We start from the raw sequence: 17,385 nt of genomic DNA on the forward strand, positions 1-17,385 counted from the left end.
ATCAGGCGCACAGGCTTCTGGCCTCCTGAGTCATACACCATCGCCATTTTCTTGTCGCATTGACCTGGCATGACTAACCCTTGAGCTGATCACTTGCCAAGCACACCGGAACGAGCCTGCTCATGCTGGCGATAGCGGGTCAACGACAAGCCTGTATGGCGCTTGAAGTACCGGCACAGATAAGAGGGATCCTCAAAATTCAGCTGATCAGCAATCTGCCCGATCGCCAGCTGGCTGTAGGAAAGCAGCGCCTTGATCTCCAGAACCACTTGCCTGTCGATCAAGGCCTTGGGGCTGTCGTTAAAAAACTGTTTGCTCAGCTGGGACAGATAAAACGGGGTGATGTTGAGCGCATCGGCATAAAACTTCACCTCTCTGTGCTGCCGGCATTGCTGGCCAACCAGTTCCCAAAACCGCCAGCTGATCATTTCCTGACGGCTGAACGGCTGGCCGCCCTGATACTCGGACGGAATCTGCTGGGCAATATGTAGAAAGAAATTCTGCAGCTGATTACGCAGCATGATGTGCTGATGCAGCGTGCTGGTCTGCACAATCTCGTGCAGTTGCAGCAACCAGGCCGCCAGTAAAGCTCGATCTCTCTGCGGAGGCACACACCGCGGATTGTCGTGCAGGAACACGAACAAGGAATTAGGCAGCTGATAAGCCACTTCTGACGCCAGGTTCTTGGGCATCAACAGAAAAAACACCTTGAAACCGCGTGAGCGCCGTCTCAGCAAGGTAATCGTATCTTCGGCCAGCACCAGCACATCATGGGCCCGTACGACCTGATCCTTGAAGTTCAAGCTCACCAAAGCACGACCCGACAGGCAGATCATCAAGGTCATATAGGCATGACCGAAAGACAAAGGCATTCCCACGCCTTCGGCCAGCGTGGTCTGGCCTGTCAGCCAGCTATCTTTGGCGCTGAATAGTTGTGGAATCTGATGCATGGTGTTCCTCTGCCCTTCATGGCCCGGCAACCGACAGGACTTGCTAAAAGTACCGAAACTACCAAGGTCCTGCTCTGTTCGCCAAACCAGCCAGCTTCTATTCTGTTTTCTGCTGAATGGTGAGTAAAGAAAATGACACTTCAAACAGAAAGACTTATTTTACGCCCCTGGCAGGACACCGATGCCAAGGACTTGTACGAATACGCCAAAGACGAGCGAGTTGGCCCGATTGCAGGTTGGCCGGTGCATACCAGCGTTGAGGAAAGTGCCGAAATTATCCGCACAGTTTTCAATATGCCCGAAGTGTATGCCGTCGAGCACAAAGTTAATGGCCGAGCTGTCGGTTGCATCGGCATCCTGATCGGCAAGAACAGCAACTTCGAGATCGGCGAAGAAGAAGGCGAAATTGCCTATTGGATTGGCGTGCCCTACTGGGGCCAGGGCTTGATCCCCGAGGCCATGCGCGAGGTGATGCGACACGCTTTTGAAACGCTGAAGCTGAAAGCACTGTGGTGCGGCTACTTTGCCAACAATGCCCAATCGCAGATTGCGCAAAGCAAGTGTGGCTTTCGCCATCATCACACCGAAGAAAACAAGTACAACCAGTTCCTGCAGGACTACCGGACTGAGCACATCAGCCGCATTACTGCTGAAGAATGGTTGTCCTTGCCCAAACAACAGGCCTGAACACCCGTCGTAACCCACACCCACGCCGCCGCTGTGGGTGTAGAACGGCCCCCAAAACCTGGATACCTGTCCCAGGCGTTTGGGGCCCGTTCACCTTGGGCATCGCGTGCAGCGCACGCGGTGTCTTCTAGGCCGTTTGCAAAGCGTGCTTGGGCTGTCGCAACAAGACAAAGAGCAGACCGGCAATCAAGGCCGCCAGGCCTGCCAGCGCATGCAGCACCGTCAAAAATGAAGCGGCATAACTGGCAGTCAATTGCGCTTCCAAACCAGGCAGCTGTTGCGCGGCCAACTGCAATTCACCCAAAGCCGCCCGACTGGCCGCTTCCAGAACCGCTGCTTGTGTAAACGTAGTGCTGCCTACACTCAGGTGCTGCTGAATCAAGGTAGCCAGCAGCACGCTGACCACGGCAATGGCCACACCATCCGCAGAGATTCGCACCGTATTGAAGATACCCGTCGCCATTCCAACCCGATCCGGGCTGACCACACTGACCGCCATCCCGTCCATCAAGCCCCAGGGCAAACCGATACCCACGCCGATCAGCAATAAAGGCAGATGCAGGGCTGGACCGCCACCTGCCTCAAAGCCTTCAGCCAGAGTCCATAAACCCACGGCCACCAGAAGCAAACCCAGGCTGGACAAGGTGCCTGCCGATAGCCAGCGAGTCAGCAAGGCCGCCACAAAAGGCACGATCAACAAAGGCGCAGCCAGCCAAACCATCATCTGCCCGGCCTGCAATGCACCGTAACCATCAATACCCATAAAGCGACCGGGCAACAACACAATCAGCACGATGAACAGGAATGCAGGGGCTGCAGCCAAAGCCTGCACACCCACAAAGCCGGGGTCACGAAAGAAACTCAAATCAATCATGGGCTGCGTAACGCGGCGCTCTATGCAGACAAAGCCCACAAAGGCGACAACAAACGCCAGCAGGGTGGACAGCACCCAGCTATCGGACCAGCCCCGTTCCGGGATCAGCAACATGCCATAAGTAAACAGGCCCAAAGCCAGCGTAAAGCTGATGGCACCCGGCCAGTCCAATGCACCCTGCGAGCCGCCCTGACTGGGCTTGGTACTGATCAGAACCAGCAACAAACCGACCACGCCAATAGCCCCGGTCGCGTAGAACACGCCTTGCCATTGCAGCGCCTCCACAATCCAGCCGAAAAACCAGGGACCAAAAGACAGCCCCAGCCCGAAAGACGTGCCTAACAAGCTGAACGCCCGCGCCCGTGCACGTCCTTCAAACAAGGGAGCCAGGGAGGACATGGCAGCGGCAAAAGCGGCGGCACCGCCCAGGCCCTGCATCATGCGCAAAATATCAATCCAGAACACGGAGGGCATGAAAGGAATGGCAATGGTAAAGGCGCAAAACCACAGCATGCCAATCAGCCAGATGCGGCGCTGGCCGTAAATGTCCGTCAGGCTGCCTGACACCATCATGGCACCGCCGTAACTCAGGATGTACGCGTTCATGATCCAGCTCAGCTGGGCGGCACTACCACCTAACTCTGCACTGATGGCCGACAGCACCACTGCCGGGCCGGTGAAGCACAAGGGGATCAATAAAGCCGTTAAACAGGCTGACAATAATTGCAGCCGACGCATGGCCGGCGATGAAGAAGAGGAAAGCATGGTTCTCATTGACTGCTAAAGCGTGCGTGCCCAACAGAAATGAACACGGCGTGAAATACCCGCATGATCGGGGTCGATTTCAGGAGCTTAAGCATCACCCCATCAAAGAAAAATACACTACAGTTATTAATACTTAGGAAATAAATTCTTAAATAGAGTCGGCACCATGATGGAAAACCTGAGCAATATCGGCCTGTTCGTACGCGTGGCGGAACGCCTGAGCTTTTCGGCCGTGGCCCGCGAATCCGGCCTGTCGCCCTCCACAGTAGGCAAGTCCATCGCCCGCCTGGAAGAGCGGCTGAAAGTGCGCCTGTTTCACCGCAGCACCCGCACTCTGGCCCTGACTGCCGACGGCAAGGTTTTTCTGGAGCGATGCAGACGCATCTTGAGTGAAATCGAGGCGGCAGAACTGGAAATGTCCCAAGCCAGTGAAATGCCGCGTGGCACCTTGCGAATCAGCTTGCCGCGCTACAGCGGCCTGTTTCAACAGGCCATCAGCCACTTCATGCAGCGTTATCCGGCTGTAGAACTGGATCTGGACTTTTCTGACCGTCTGGTCGATGTGATTGGCGAAGGTTTTGATGCCGCCATCCGTGCCAGTGCCTTGAGTGATTCAGGCCTGATGCGCCGCCGTCTGTGCACGTTCCGTCGCGTCCTGGCTGCCTCCCCCGAATATCTACAAGAGCATGGTCGCCCCTTGCACGCCAAAGATCTGCAACACCATGCCTGCCTGCACTACCGCTTCCCCAATACCGGGCGGCTGGAACAATGGCCAATTTCCGAAACTCAGGACGTACCCGAGCTGCCCCGCACACTGGTCTGCAATAGCGTGGAAATGCGGGTGCATCTGAGCTTGCAAGGGCAAGGCATCGCTTGCCTGCCAGATTTCACCGTGGGCGAGCATTTAAGCAGCGGACGGCTGCAAACCATTCTGGATGAATGCACCCATAACACCGTGCCACTGTGGATTGTCTGGCCTGCCAGCCGCAACCTGTCGCCCAAGCTGCGCGCCTTTATTGATTGCATGAGCGAGGCGGTTTTCCAGACCTAACCAAACACATACTGCTAGTGCCTCCTGCTCAGTCCCCGGTCAGCTCGGAAGCGGCATCCTGGGACTGGCTGACGCACAAAAAGAGCAGGCCACCCATGACAGAGGCCCCAACAAATGACATCTCCTTAAGCCACCTGCTTGATCAGCAAGGCCGCAAGGTACATGCCCAAACCAAAAACCGCGTGTGTCAGCAGGCTGCGCAAGCGGTTGGTCCAAGGCGTGGGGGTACGCGAGGCCGCCACTCCGGCTCCCATGGCGGGCTGCATGACAAAAAAGGGCATCACGACCGTAGCCATGCCCACCATGACGGCGGGCAACCAGCGGGGATCTTGCAGCCACTCAGTGCCGTAAACCGCAAGCAACAAAAAGGCGAAAACAATGCCCACAGCATAGTGAATGAACCAGCCCCAGGCAGACTCTCCCGCAATCGGCTCAGCCTTGCCGATACTGCTGTGTGCGATCTGGCCACGCAGCAAATGCCCGGCCCAGCGCCCCACCATGGCGTAGTTCAGCGTGGCAACGCCCATCGCCCTTTGAATCAGGCCCCAGATATCCATGAAAATAGTGGCTCCGACTCCGATCAGAATCACATGCACCCATTCATTGATCGACAACATTGGCAATCCTTTCCGTTGATAAGCACTTTGTTTTTTGAGCAATCATAGAAGTTGAAGTCAACTTCAAGTCAACAGGTACAAGATGGATATTTCAGAAGTTGCCAAGCAAACCGGCTTACCCTCCTCCACCGTGCGTTACTACGAGAAAGAAGGCCTGATCCGTGCAGTCAGCGCCCCCGGAGAACGGCGTCGTTTTACGCCCCAAGTACTGGATCAACTGGCCTTGATTGCCTTGGGGCAAGCGGGCGGTTTGTCGCTGGAAGAAATACGGGCCATGCTGCCTCCCGATGGTTCTGCGCAGGTGGACAGGCAATTGCTGCTATCCAAGGCCGATCAACTGGATGCCACCATCAAGCGCCTGAAAGCCATGAGCGAAGGTTTGCGCCACGCCGCGCACTGCTCTGCCGCCAACCATACGCAGTGCCCGACATTCCAGCGTTTGCTGAAAGCCGCCGCCATCCGGGTGAAGAAGAACAAGACCAGCGGCTCCAGAGAAGCGATGTCGCGTCTTGCCAAAACGATGTCGGGCATAAAAACAACCACCACAAGCTGACGCTTCAAGGCTGTAAGAACCTCCCCCTATAATGAGCAATTGTCGCAGCAAGGCCAGGCCAGCCGCCACCTTAAAGTATCCAATCCGCGACACACCAACAAACGATTATGAGAGGAGCCGTCTGCATGACGAGCACTAAGTCAGCAACTGAGTAAGCCGCAACAAGCTCTGGTCTTGTTGCGGCGTTCTGTACTTCCAATCCCGCTGATTGATAACAAACAGACGCCGCCCGATTTCTTTTTCGAGTGGTAATTTTGTTATGTCTTCCTCACGCTCTTCCTGGGCTTATACGCTGCCGGCTGCCCTGCTGCTGATGGCGCCCTTTGACATCCTCGCCTCCCTGGGGATGGATATTTACCTGCCCGTCGTCCCGACCATGCCGGAAATTCTAGGTACGACCCCAGCCATCATCCAGCTGACCCTTAGCCTTTACATGCTGCTATTGGGTGCGGGGCAACTGATCTTTGGCCCCCTTTCGGATCGCATAGGCCGACGACCTGTTTTGCTGACAGGGGCCGCCCTGTTTGTGTTGGCCTCAACCGCCGCTGCCTTGTCCAATTCCGCCTGGGCTTTTGTTGGTTTTCGGGTGCTGCAGGCACTGGGGGCTTCGGCCACCCTTGTGGCCCTGTTTGCCACAGTGCGCGATGTGTATGCAGACCGCCCCGAAGGGGTAGTGATCTATAGCCTGTTCAGCTCCATCCTGGCATTCGTACCCGCCTTGGGGCCTATTGCAGGTGCTCTGATTGCCCGCATGGGAGGATGGCAAGCCATCTTCCTGAGTTTGGCAGCGATGGGGCTCATAGCCTGGATCCATGCGCTGTGCAGATGGCAGGAGACCCGACCTGCCAAACCGCTGCATTCCCAGCAGCGCGCACTGGCCGTCTTCAAGAGTCCGGCCTTCTGGGTCTATACCCTGGGCTTCTCCACCGGGATGGGGACATTTTTTGTTTACTTCTCGACCGCGCCCCGAGTCTTGATCGGACAAGCTGGCTATTCAGAAGTGAATTTCAGCCTGGCCTTTGCCAGTGTTGCCCTGGTGATGATTGCCACCACCCGCCTGTCCAAAACCTTTGTGGCTCGCTGGGGAACGGCCGGGAGCCTGAGACGCGGTATGGGTTTGATCGCCCTAGCCGCCCTGTTGCTGGCAGCAGGACAACTCCTGCTGGAACCCTCCTTTAGCAGCTTTATCCTGCCCATGTGGCTAGCCGCCATGGGCATTGTGATGACGGTATCCGTCACCGCCAATGGCGCCTTGGCCCAGTTCAATGATGTAGCCGGTTCCGCCGTGGCAATCTACTTCTGCGTGGAAAGCCTGATCGTTAGCGTGTTCGGTACCGTAGCTGTGACCTTGCTGGGCGGGGATACGGCATGGCCACTGGTGGTCTTTGGGCTGGGAATGAGCAGTGTGGTTTTGCTTGCATTGATGTTGCTGGAGGCAAGGCCCAAACGCGAGGTTTAAGGTTAAAAAAGGAAGGCTTTCGATAAGCCTTCCCTTCATTTAGATCACCCGTCGTCACTGTTCATGAATAATGTCAGGAGCGAGCTACGGCGGACGACAATGCAATCAGACGTACTCAATTCTGTGTGTCGCCAGCCATCCCCAAACTCAAGTCATACGTCACCCACGCTGTTGCCTGAGTCAAACCATCGTATAGCCTGCGCGCCTATACATTGTCCTGCGCCGTAATCCAGCGCAGGAACGGCCAGCCCGCTTTGCCTACTCCCTGGTGACCTTGCCCGATGCGACACAAAAAGCAGAGGTCCGTGCCTTTAGTGATTGGATAAGCGAGCAAGCCCAGCTATAGCAAGGTAGCCAGCCTATGTAGGACCACCACTTCAACAGTCCTCATGTCCACACCCCCTGCTCCAGACATCGACAATTCGCCTGACTTCCAACAAGGAAGCATATGATTTTTTTGAAAAAAAACCCCGTCCCAAAAGGACGGGGCAAACCTCAACAAGCAATTGAAAAACTCTTAAGGTAATTCCACGGCCACCGGACCACGGGGACGGGAACAGCACAACAAGACTTTGCCCTCTGGCACAGGGTCCAGCGGCTCTTCAAAATAGTCGACCTCGCCCGATACCAGAGTGCACATGCAGGTATTGCACAGACCCGCCCGGCAATTGAAGTCCGGACTCAAGCCCGTTTCTTCCGCCAGATCCAGCAAGGAGGGGCAGTCCTCATGCCATTGGGCCTGGCGGCCATCGGGCAGGAATGTCACCGTCTGCGCCGCATCTTCCGCTGCTGTCGCGGCTCCCCTTACTGCTTCTACAGGCGAATCCAGCTCCAACACATTCGCATCGACACGACTGGAGGGGGCAGGCTGGACCTGATCCTGAACCGCACTGGCTGCAACATCATCCGCCAAGGTGTTTTCCAGCACCGTCGCCGGGCCAAAAAACTCGTAGTGAATGCGCTCACGTGCCACACCCAGACTACGCAGCACACCATAATTGCTCTGCATGAAGGCACTGGGCCCACACAGGTAAAATTCGTAATCATCCAGTGGCAGCCAACGCTGCAACTGCTCACGTGTAATCAGTCCCGTCACATGGTGCAAACCGGCTTGCTCATCATGTTCAGTCGGGTTGCGATAGCAGAAGTAAAGCTGCACGCCTTCGCGTTGTGCCACCAGCTCACGCATCTCATCGGCAAAGGCATGCACCGCGCTGTTATCGCATGCATGAATCACATACACCTTACGCTGGCTGCGTTTAAGTAGACGATGCAGCATGGCCAGCAAAGGGGTCTGGCCCACGCCACCGCTTAGCAACACCACAGGCCGCTGGCTGCTCTCGTCCAGCACGAACTCGCCCATAGGGCCGGCCGCATTCAACACATCACCTGGCTGCACGTGTTGATGCAGCCAGGTGGAAGCCACACCATCGGCCACGTTCAAGCCTGCCGGAGCCTTCTCGTGTTTGACGGAGATACGCAAACGATCCGTGCAGTCTGGGTCCCCCGACACGCTGTAATTACGCAGCACAGTTTGCCCGTCAATCTCCAGACGGAACACCAGATACTGGCCTGGCTGATAAGGTGGCACAACACCGTCCACTGGCTCCAGCACAAACGAAGTAATCACGTCGCTTTCGCGCAGCTTTTCCAGTACCCGATAGTCCCGAAAACGTCGGTTGGCTGCGGCTTCGGTGGGCACAGGTGATGCAGTCGTATTCATCGCACTCAAGCCGTTGTTGTCTCGCTGGCGACAGCTTGTTCAGCCTGGATTATCTGGCTGATCTTGCGACGGAAGCGCAAGGGACCAGAATCCAAGGGCAAGTCCAAAGCGGCAGGACGCTCTTTCAGGGCTTTATGCACTTCTTCCAGAACCACTTTGTCTTCCAGGAAAGCGTGGCGCACGTCTTCGTTGAAAATCTTGGAGATGGCCTCGTCATCCGGGCTGAAATTGCGCAGCTGGAACCAGAAGTAGCGGGTGTGTTCTTCGTCGATAGGCGTCAGGAAGTTATAGGAGTCCATCAGGAAAACGTCCTGGTGGTACTCGCTGGGCTCCTCGGTAGCCGCACCGGCGGGCAGGAAGATGGCCTTGATCACGGCCAGCGACGGGAAACGCACTTCGTATTGCTGCTTGCGGTCGCAATTGCCTTCAAATTTCACAAACTGCTTGTAAAACGGCGCAACTTCCACATTTTTGGACCAGCGCGAGACCGTCACGCCATTGTCCTCAACCTTCACCGTCAAGGGCAGGCCGATGATGTCGGGGCTACCAAACGAGCTTTGGTGTACCCAGGACACGTGCGAAGGGTCCAGCAAATTGTCCGTGACGTACAGGTAATTGCAGTCCAGTTCCATGGCGTCGCCACGGTTCACACCCCATTCGGGATTCTCCCACTCGGGGATGTCGATCAGTTTGGACGGATCAGCCAACTCAGGATCACCCATCCAGACCCAGACCAGGCCAAAACGCTCCGTACAGGGGTAGCTGCGCACCACCGCGCTTCTAGGGATTTGCGCCACACCGGGTGCCTTGGTACAGGAGCCGCTGCAATCAAACGTCAGGCCGTGGTAGCCACATTCCACCTGGTCGCCAATCAAGCGGCCTTTGGACAAAGGCAGGCGACGGTGTGGACAGGAATCTTCCAAGGCCACGGGCTGGCCGTCTTCGCGGCGATACAGCACCAGGTTTTCGCTAAGCATACGCACAGGCTGCAAGCTGCGACCGAGCTGTGTAGCCAATGCGCCTACATACCAGGCATTGCGTACAAACATGATTTACCCCCAACTCTAAATGCGGTGCATGATGGCTGAACGAGCCCATTCATGTTCTCTTGTTTGTCATGATAGTCGCAATCAAATTCAGCCTACTATCCATATCGTTTAGAATTTCTAAAGTTAAATTACTTTTCTGGACGGGGTCTGATCATCATGGATACCTTGCCTCCCTTACGTGCATTGCAAGTCTTTGAGACGCTGGGCCATAGCCAAAGCCTGCAAGAAGCCGCCCGTCGTCTGAAAATTACTCCCGGTGCCATCAGCCAGCAATTACGTTTGCTGGAAGACTCGCTGGGCTGCAGCCTGACTTACAAAGAAGGCAAACGCTTGCGACTGACAGCGGCGGGGGTGCGCTTTCATGAAATCTGTACACAGGCATTTGAGCTATTACGCGACGGCCAGCAAGAAATGGAGCGGTCGCGCAACACCAGCCTGCTTTCGATCAGCGCTTTGCCGTCCATGCTTAAAACCTGGATGGCACCGCTGGCATTTCAATGGCAGGAACAGTACGACCCGGAGCTGACACTGCATCTGAAAGGCAGCCATGCCGAGCCCGATCTGGAAGCCGAGCAAATCGACTTTCGGATTACCTACGGTCAGGCCGCCGCCCGCCCCCGCAGCTTTACCGAGCTGTATACAGACCGTGTCGTTCCCGCCTGCAGCCCGACCCTGCTCCAAGGGCAAGCCGCTTTGCGGCATCCCCGTGACTTATTGAGCTATCCCTTGCTGTCCTCGGACTGGCAGCCACGCTTTACCTCGCCCCCCTCCTGGCGCGACTGGTTTGAGTCCTTGGAGATAGATATAGGCGATACGCCACTGGACCGCTTCCGGGTTTTTTCTCTGTCGCACATGGCGCTGGAGTCTGCGGTGGCCGGTCAGGGTTTTGTATTGGCGCAATGCTCGATGATAGAAAAGGAAGTACGCAGCGGGCAGCTAATCCTGCCCTTCTCCCATTCCTTGCCTCTGCCCTGGCCCTATGTGCTGACCCGACGGGCGGGTGCATTTGAGTCACCTCATAGCCAGGATTTCCATCGCTATTTGTTGAACCGGGCGCGGCAGCAGGAGCAGATCAATCAGGAACTGCTGCTGCAAGCATTAGCCTGAGCAATGTCGCAGCACGACGAAACACGGCTGGATTGCCGATAGACCTTGCTCGCCTGGCCGTGGCTAAGCACTAAACCATTGAGTGCTTCAGCTATATAAGCGCAGGGCTGTTCGATGGCTTAGCTCTACACCGTTCCACTTTTCAGTTCAGGCTCAAGCACCCAGCCAGGTGAGCAAAACAAGTCGAGCGCCTGGATCAGACAAGTACGCATAAGCGCTTTCTACCACGCAATCCACGCAGTTGCGGATGCATTTCCAGCATCAACAAAAAAGCGTGTTTACCGCCCCAGAAGGGGCCATAAACACGCTCTTTAATCCTGCTGGAAAGACGTCAGTGTCTTAGGCCACCACAGCAGCCAGCGACTCCGCGAAGTAATCCACGTTGGACTGGTTCAGACCTGGCACGCTGATGCGGCCCGACTCCAGCACGTACACGCCAAAATCGTCACGCAGTTTCTGGATCTGCTCTTTGGTCAGGCCGGTGTAGCAGAACATGCCTTGCTGTTTGACGAAGTAGCTGCTGTCGTATTGGGGAGCCAGCTCTTTCAGACGATCGTGCACACGCTGACGCATGGCAGCGATACGCTGACGCATGGTTTCCACATCTGCCGTCCACTCGGCCAGCAAGGACTCATCGGACAAGATGGTGGCAATGGCCTGACCACCGTGCGATGGCGGGTTGGAGTAGATGCGACGCACCACGGCCTTGAGCTGACCCAGAACACGATCGGCTTCATCCGCGCTCTGGCACACCACCGACAAGCCACCGCAGCGCTCGGAGTAGTAGGAGAAGTTTTTGGAGAAGGAGTTGGCCAGCAAGAACGTCAGGCCAGCATCGACCATGGCGCGCACGGCGAAAGCGTCTTCGTCCAGGCTACGGCCAAAACCCTGGTAAGCCATGTCCAGGAAAGGGATCAGCTTGCGCTGTTGCAGCACAGGGATCAGTTGCAGCCACTGCTCGTCGCTCAGATCAGCCCCGGTGGGGTTATGACAGCAGGGGTGCAGCAAGACAATGCTGTGCTCGGGCAGGACGGAAATGTCTTCCATCAGGCCGGTGAAATCCAGACCGCGCGTGGCTGGATCGTAATAACGGTAGGTGTGGGTAGGAATGCCCGATCCACGGAAGATGGAGTGGTGATTATCCCAGGCTGGATCGCTGATCCACATTTCACTATTGGGGTAGGCTTCGTGCAGGAAGTCGCCACCCACTTTCAAGGCCCCCGAACCGCCCAATGTCTGAATGGTCGCAACACGACCTTCTTGCAGCACTTTGCTGTCGGCGCCAAAAACCAGTTTTTGCACGGCGCTGCGGTAGGAAGCTAAACCTTCAATAGGCAGATAGCCACGGGGCTGGCCCTTGGCCGCCCATTGTTCTTCAGCCCGGCGAGCCACATCCAGCAAAGGCAGACGGCCTTGGTCGTCGTAATACAAACCAATGGTCAGGTTGACCTTGCGATCGCGCGGATCGGCGTGAAATGCCTCGTTCAAACGGAAAATCGGATCGCCACCATAGGCCTGCAAATGCTCAAACATGCTTGTTCCTTGAAAAATTACGGTTGTGGGCCGCCCGGGCTGATCGCCGGTCTATTCAAATAACCATTGACCTTATACCTTGGGCCTACTTTAGCCAATATCATGGGGCTCTTTTTGCAGCACATGAGCACGCGAGCGATGCGTGAATGCGTCATCAGACTTGTCCCCCCCTTGGCTCGGCACGGCACCTGTTCTTGTCTAGTCGGTGCAGGCTGTCAAACGCCAGCGTCACCTTGAAGTCTGTTCACATTTTCAGCAAACCGAAGCCTCAAGAACGTGAACGCGGTGTACCAGCCTGTCTGCCTGGGCCTTGCCAGCAAAGAATATACATGGCTTTCTGAGGATACAGAACCGTGCACTTGCATTCATTGTGCTTTCGGTCCTCCCGCACTCCCCAGCTGTCACCGCATTGTCATATGCAGATCCCGTCCAAGACCGTTAACATGGGACTTTCACCGTTTCAACAGGAGTCCGCCGTGTCCGTATCGCCGCTGCCCAGTTCCCTATCCTGCCCTTTAGAAGGGGCCAGCAACTTCCGTGATATTGGCGGCTATGCCACAGACTCCGGCTCCTTTCGTAAAGGTCGCGTCTACCGTTCGGACCATTTGGCGGATTTAAGCAGCCAGGACCTGGACACCCTGCAAGAGCTGGGTATTGCCTGCTCACTGGATTTCCGGGGTGCACATGAGCGCAAACGCTCTCCCTACCAGTACAGTTTTCTGACCAGTCATGCGCTGACCGTCGAACCCACCGTATTGCCTGATTTTCTGGACATGCTTGCCAAAGGCGAAGTGGGCGTCAAAGCTGCCTACGGCACCATGAACAAGACCTACACGGAATTCGTGACTGGTCATGCCGCTACGTTTGGACGGGTCTTTGACCAGTTGCTGGAAACCGATACCCCTGTCGTCATGCACTGCACGGCGGGGAAAGATCGCACCGGCTTTGCCGTCGCCCTACTGCACCGCGCCACTGGCGTACACCCTGATGATGTGATGCACGACTATCTGCTGACCAATCAGTTCTTCCGCCGCCCCAATCTGCCCGATAACCGTGGCATCAGCGAGGAAGTGCTGGATATTCTCTGGGGCGTCCAGCCCGAGTTTCTGGAAACCGCCTTCAAGACGATTGATGAAACGCATGGCAATCTGGAGAACTTCCTCCAGAACGCCTTGAAGCTCAGCCCCGCTCGACGCGAAGCCTTGCTGGAACGCTACACCGCTTAAACCACGCCTACGGAGGTCGCTGGTAGTTCCCAGTGACCTTCCAGGCTCAGGGCCGGTCCCATCACATTGCGCCAGGTCGGCAAATCATGCATTTGCGTGAACAAAGGCATGCAATAGCGTGGCTGCACCATGTCCACCAGCCAGCGTAAATCCGTCAAACGCGGATGCACATTCCAGCACAAGGTATGCGTGCCACGTGGTGCATGGGGAGCCACATAGCCGGTGTGAATCAACAAGCGCTCGCCAGACTGGGCATTGGGGTCCGCAACCCGCGCCTGGTGCTCGCGAATCAACTCCCCTGCCTTGCCCTGACAGCCGTCCGGCTCACCGGCCAGCAGCAGGTGCGCTTGCGGATCAAACGTAGCCGCACGCGGCATCAACTCACGCAAGGATTGCTGCACACCCGGCAACAACAAGTCACTGCTTTGGCTGATCATGCGGGTCAGGTTTTCGTAGCAGGACGCGTCCATGCTCCAGTCCTCAAAACCTTGCTGCTGGCGCCACAAGGCAATCTCTATCGCCCGACCTGACGGCGGCACGGGCAACAAGGCAGGATGCGACTCCAGCAAAGACTCCAGAATGCTCCAGGCCACGTGATGAGACTGATCGTACAAACCGTAAGATGCATCCAGCAAAGCCAGATACGCAGGTGGTGGCAAATCGAAGGGGAACAACAGGGATTCGCAGGAAAAGTCCCCGCTATAAAACAGGCCGCCGCCCACATCCAGATGCAACCAGACACCACCCAAAGCATGTCCAGACAAGCCGGTACGCACGGCAATATCGCCGATATAGGTCGTGCCACGGGTTGGCAGCTCACGCCAGATCCGCCCAGCAGGCAGGCTGCGCGCCGTAGAGGCCGTGGCATATATAGGTATGTGTTCAGGCAGCTTGGACAAGGAGCCAATATGATCCTGATGATCGTGCGTCACCAGAATGGCGTCTACCTCCAGCCCTTGATACCAGTCGCACACCTGCCCAGGATACAAAGGCCCGCCGGCATCCAGCAGCAATCGCAAGCCACATGCCTGCACTAAAATGGCGGCTGGCGCTTTGCCTCCATAGCCGCTTAACACCGTCACCAGGGTCTGGTTCATGCTCCGTCCCCTACAAGGCATTCAGGCCAATACATCGCCAAGCCACACCCGGCATCCTGCTTTGCAGCACGGCGCAACACCGGACACAAAAGCAAAGCATCAATAAGCGCAATGGGCCGCAGCGCACGCTGCCGGACAGAAAAAGGCATCAACTTAAAGAACCAGAGTCACCGAGGTGCCCTGCCTTAAAAAGACTACGACAGGCTCAGGTTAAACAAGTGTTCTTTCAGCCCTGTTACAGTTTTATGGCAGTTCGATGGCAGCCACCACGCCTGGAGAAAACAGACAAAATAAAAAAAGAGCGCCAACATCAGCGCTCCTAAAGTGGGGGGAACTACAAACAGGAACTCAGACAATCAAAGGCGTGAGAAACACAGCCAGTACCACTGCCGTCAACAAGCGCATCACAATGCCCAGAACGGCGGCCAGCATGACTTCTTTTTCATTCAGATCCGAGCATTCAGCCCAGACCACCGGAATCTGTCCAAAGACGGCCGACAGCGGCAATCCCGAAGAAGCCAGTACGAAGGAACCCACCACCAGAGATGGATCCAGTGTTGCAGCCATCGCCTGCAACTTGCCCATTGCCAAAGTGGGGCTGACCAGCATCGCCAGCACGCCGGTTTCAGGATGAATATTCAGCGCAAGCAGACCGCGCTCAAGCACATCGCTGATAGGTGCCCAAATGCCGATATGTTCAAGCAAACCAATGACACAGAACACCAGGGCCACAGCCGGGATCAGGATCAGCAGCAACAGTTCCACTCCTTCGCGGGCGGCCTTGAACAGCATGGGCGCAAAATCGATATTCGGTGTGAAACGGGGGGCTGCCAACAGATCCACCGAGCGAACATTGCGGTAAACCAGCCGCGACAGCAATAAGGGAGACAGCAACAAGGGGCCGAAGATCGCAATCAGCACCACGGCAAAAACATTCACTCCGGCAAAGGTCAAAGCCATCATGCCCAGCATGAATGTCGAGAACGACTGCTGAGACTGCACCATCGTGGCTACCGCAATCTTTTGCTCGTCCTTGGTTGCACCAGCCTGCCGCAACAAAGGCCCCGAAATACGACCAGCGGCGTTGATATCGCCAAAAATGTTGTACACGCTGGGAATAATGACGGCCGGATTGATTCCAATGGCCCGCATCGCCGGCATGAACACTCGCATCATGGCATCGGTAAAACCCAAACGCTCCAGCAAGCGTCCAATGATGACGCTGATAATGACAGCCACCCCAACCTGCCCGGTCAAAAATACATCCACCACCACGGGCTTGACCTTGTTGAGCACCGTATCAAACGCGCCCGACAAGGTAGCGGGAAAGAAAAACAGCGTCAGCATGGCGAGCAGCAGCAAGCCCAGGCCCACCGCCTCGATACGCTCCATGGGCCGACGGCCCGCAGGCGCTACATGCACTACTTTGTCTATTTCTATTGTTTTGTTATCCATGTCTCTCTCCGTTCAGGAAGCTGGACCTACTGGAAGCTCAACACGTTCTTGCCCATCAAATGAGCCGTCGAAAAATGCTGGGCGTATTCACGCAGGCGGGCCCCGCCCACCTGGTGCACAGGCGTGGACGTCACCCGATCACGGAACATGACCACCTCGACGCCATCGAGCAAGGCACTCAAGGCATAGGCCAAGGGCAGGCCATTCTCCAGGATCTCCAGCACGTGGCTATTGCCCACCAGGAAATTCAGACCCAATTCACGAGCACATTCGATAAGCGCATGACCGTCGTAGACCCGGCTGATAGAGGCCAGCACCGTGTCAACGCCCGGGTTCTCGGCCACCGCCTGACGCAGATGGTCGGGGCTGAATCCCGTATGCGGAAAAATGTGCAAAATACGACCGACGCGACTGTTGCGCTCCCCTAGCCGAATCGCACCACGCGTCAAGGTGCTGGTCTCCAGAATGTGTTCATTGCCCTTGATGCGGCGTTCGGCCTGCAAGACCTGATCCTCCAGATCCAGCCCCATGAAGCCGTCAAGCCGATCCAGCATGTCGCCCAAAGTGCTCACCCCATCCAATGGTTCGCCCACGAACATCACATTGCCATGAATGCCTCCATAGGCAATATCGCTTTTCGCTACTTTGTGGCCATGCAGATACGCGATGCCCGGATGCAGACCATGAAACGCCTCATGACATTCCAGGGCAGCCACCCCATACAGGTCCAGGTAATCCTTCAGGGTCACGCCCCCGCAACTGGCGGCATCGGCAATCGGATGATGCGCAACAATGGCGTCCACCCCGGTTGCGCCCGCCAGCTCAATGCTCAATTCGGACATGGTCATGCACACCGCCACCTTGCGCACTTCCTTGTTAGGGTCCCCATGAATCAGCCCTGGAATTTCCAGTACTTCCTTGCCGTAAATTCCAGAGGACTTCCAGATCACGAAGGGATGGTGGCCGCATTTGACCTCATCCATACAGGACACCATGCGTCCCCCCGTAATTACGTTCAATGCATCCAGCAAATCGGCTACATAGGCCATGATTTTGTCTCCAAATAAAAAGCCGGCCTCGGGCCCTGGGAAATCCCAGAGTCCGAGGCCGGCGGTATGCGAGCACTTCCTGTCGGCAACTTCCCCAAGCGGACCTGTCAGGGCCTGAGCTTGGCTCCAAAGCAAATTGCACATCCGGCAATCCACTTCGGACGGAAGGACAACAAGACTGTCTACCAGT

The 17,385-nt window shown here is 56.3% G+C and carries 15 protein-coding genes; 6 read left to right on the plus strand and 9 right to left on the minus strand.

What is annotated here, in order from left to right; genetic code table 11:
* Window positions 1–89: 89 nt before the first annotated feature.
* Window positions 90–950: an AraC family transcriptional regulator gene (locus tag NBV64_RS18200; RefSeq protein WP_250756294.1), complete on the minus strand. Its 861-nt coding sequence runs from the start codon at window positions 948–950 to the stop codon at window positions 90–92.
* A 132-nt stretch (window positions 951–1,082) separates the two neighbouring features.
* On the opposite strand from NBV64_RS18200, the gene NBV64_RS18205 reads away from it, so the two are divergent.
* Complete coding sequence (locus tag NBV64_RS18205; RefSeq protein WP_250756295.1) at window positions 1,083–1,637, plus strand: GNAT family N-acetyltransferase; 555 nt, start codon at window positions 1,083–1,085, stop codon at window positions 1,635–1,637.
* A 127-nt stretch (window positions 1,638–1,764) separates the two neighbouring features.
* Here the strand turns inward: NBV64_RS18205 and NBV64_RS18210 are convergent, their stop codons facing one another.
* Window positions 1,765–3,276, minus strand: a complete 1,512-nt coding sequence (locus tag NBV64_RS18210) for an MFS transporter (RefSeq protein ID WP_250756296.1) — start codon at window positions 3,274–3,276, stop codon at window positions 1,765–1,767.
* Between the two features lie 169 nt (window positions 3,277–3,445).
* Between NBV64_RS18210 and NBV64_RS18215 the strand changes: the two genes are divergently transcribed.
* Window positions 3,446–4,327, plus strand: coding sequence for a LysR family transcriptional regulator (locus NBV64_RS18215; RefSeq protein WP_170978614.1), 882 nt, complete (start codon window positions 3,446–3,448; stop codon window positions 4,325–4,327).
* A 125-nt stretch (window positions 4,328–4,452) separates the two neighbouring features.
* On the opposite strand, the gene NBV64_RS18220 is transcribed toward NBV64_RS18215, so the two are convergent.
* On the minus strand, window positions 4,453–4,944 hold the full coding sequence (locus NBV64_RS18220) for a DUF2938 domain-containing protein (RefSeq protein ID WP_060185499.1): 492 nt from the start codon (window positions 4,942–4,944) through the stop codon (window positions 4,453–4,455).
* 82 nt (window positions 4,945–5,026) lie between these two features.
* Between NBV64_RS18220 and NBV64_RS18225 the strand changes: the two genes are divergently transcribed.
* Window positions 5,027–5,497 (plus strand): helix-turn-helix domain-containing protein, encoded by a 471-nt coding sequence (locus tag NBV64_RS18225; RefSeq protein WP_009457405.1) that lies wholly within the window; start codon window positions 5,027–5,029, stop codon window positions 5,495–5,497.
* Window positions 5,498–5,756: 259 nt separating this feature from the next.
* On the plus strand, window positions 5,757–6,956 hold the full coding sequence (cml, locus tag NBV64_RS18230) for a CmlA/FloR family chloramphenicol efflux MFS transporter (protein WP_250756297.1): 1,200 nt from the start codon (window positions 5,757–5,759) through the stop codon (window positions 6,954–6,956).
* A gap of 517 nt (window positions 6,957–7,473) precedes the next feature.
* On the opposite strand, the gene NBV64_RS18235 is transcribed toward cml, so the two are convergent.
* Both NBV64_RS18235 and NBV64_RS18240 read right to left on the minus strand, forming a co-directional pair.
* On the minus strand, window positions 7,474–8,679 hold the full coding sequence (locus NBV64_RS18235; protein ID WP_250756298.1) for a 2Fe-2S iron-sulfur cluster-binding protein: 1,206 nt from the start codon (window positions 8,677–8,679) through the stop codon (window positions 7,474–7,476).
* Window positions 8,680–8,684: 5 nt separating this feature from the next.
* Window positions 8,685–9,728: an aromatic ring-hydroxylating dioxygenase subunit alpha gene (locus NBV64_RS18240; protein WP_250756299.1), complete on the minus strand. Its 1,044-nt coding sequence runs from the start codon at window positions 9,726–9,728 to the stop codon at window positions 8,685–8,687.
* A gap of 156 nt (window positions 9,729–9,884) precedes the next feature.
* Between NBV64_RS18240 and NBV64_RS18245 the strand changes: the two genes are divergently transcribed.
* Complete coding sequence (locus NBV64_RS18245) at window positions 9,885–10,835, plus strand: LysR substrate-binding domain-containing protein (RefSeq protein WP_239054877.1); 951 nt, start codon at window positions 9,885–9,887, stop codon at window positions 10,833–10,835.
* Window positions 10,836–11,174: 339 nt separating this feature from the next.
* On the opposite strand, the gene NBV64_RS18250 is transcribed toward NBV64_RS18245, so the two are convergent.
* A complete protein-coding gene (locus tag NBV64_RS18250) occupies window positions 11,175–12,368 on the minus strand; it encodes an amino acid aminotransferase (protein ID WP_042485435.1) in 1,194 nt (397 codons plus the stop codon).
* Between the two features lie 476 nt (window positions 12,369–12,844).
* Between NBV64_RS18250 and NBV64_RS18255 the strand changes: the two genes are divergently transcribed.
* Entirely contained in the window at window positions 12,845–13,594 is a 750-nt protein-coding gene (locus NBV64_RS18255; RefSeq protein ID WP_250756300.1) for a tyrosine-protein phosphatase, read from the plus strand.
* Here NBV64_RS18255 and NBV64_RS18260 read toward each other — a convergent pair.
* The 3 genes from NBV64_RS18260 to NBV64_RS18270 form a co-directional block, all read right to left on the minus strand.
* A complete protein-coding gene (locus tag NBV64_RS18260) occupies window positions 13,591–14,691 on the minus strand; it encodes an MBL fold metallo-hydrolase (protein ID WP_009457382.1) in 1,101 nt (366 codons plus the stop codon). The genes NBV64_RS18255 and NBV64_RS18260 overlap by 4 nt on opposite strands.
* Window positions 14,692–15,039: 348 nt before the next feature.
* Window positions 15,040–16,146: a hypothetical protein gene (locus NBV64_RS18265; RefSeq protein WP_035269660.1), complete on the minus strand. Its 1,107-nt coding sequence runs from the start codon at window positions 16,144–16,146 to the stop codon at window positions 15,040–15,042.
* Window positions 16,147–16,172: 26 nt separating this feature from the next.
* Entirely contained in the window at window positions 16,173–17,195 is a 1,023-nt protein-coding gene (locus NBV64_RS18270; RefSeq protein ID WP_009457381.1) for a Nif3-like dinuclear metal center hexameric protein, read from the minus strand.
* Window positions 17,196–17,385: the final 190 nt, after the last annotated feature.

Origin of the sequence: Alcaligenes sp. DN25 (assembly GCF_023674485.1) — a bacterium.
GTDB lineage: Bacteria > Pseudomonadota > Gammaproteobacteria > Burkholderiales > Burkholderiaceae_B > Alcaligenes > Alcaligenes phenolicus.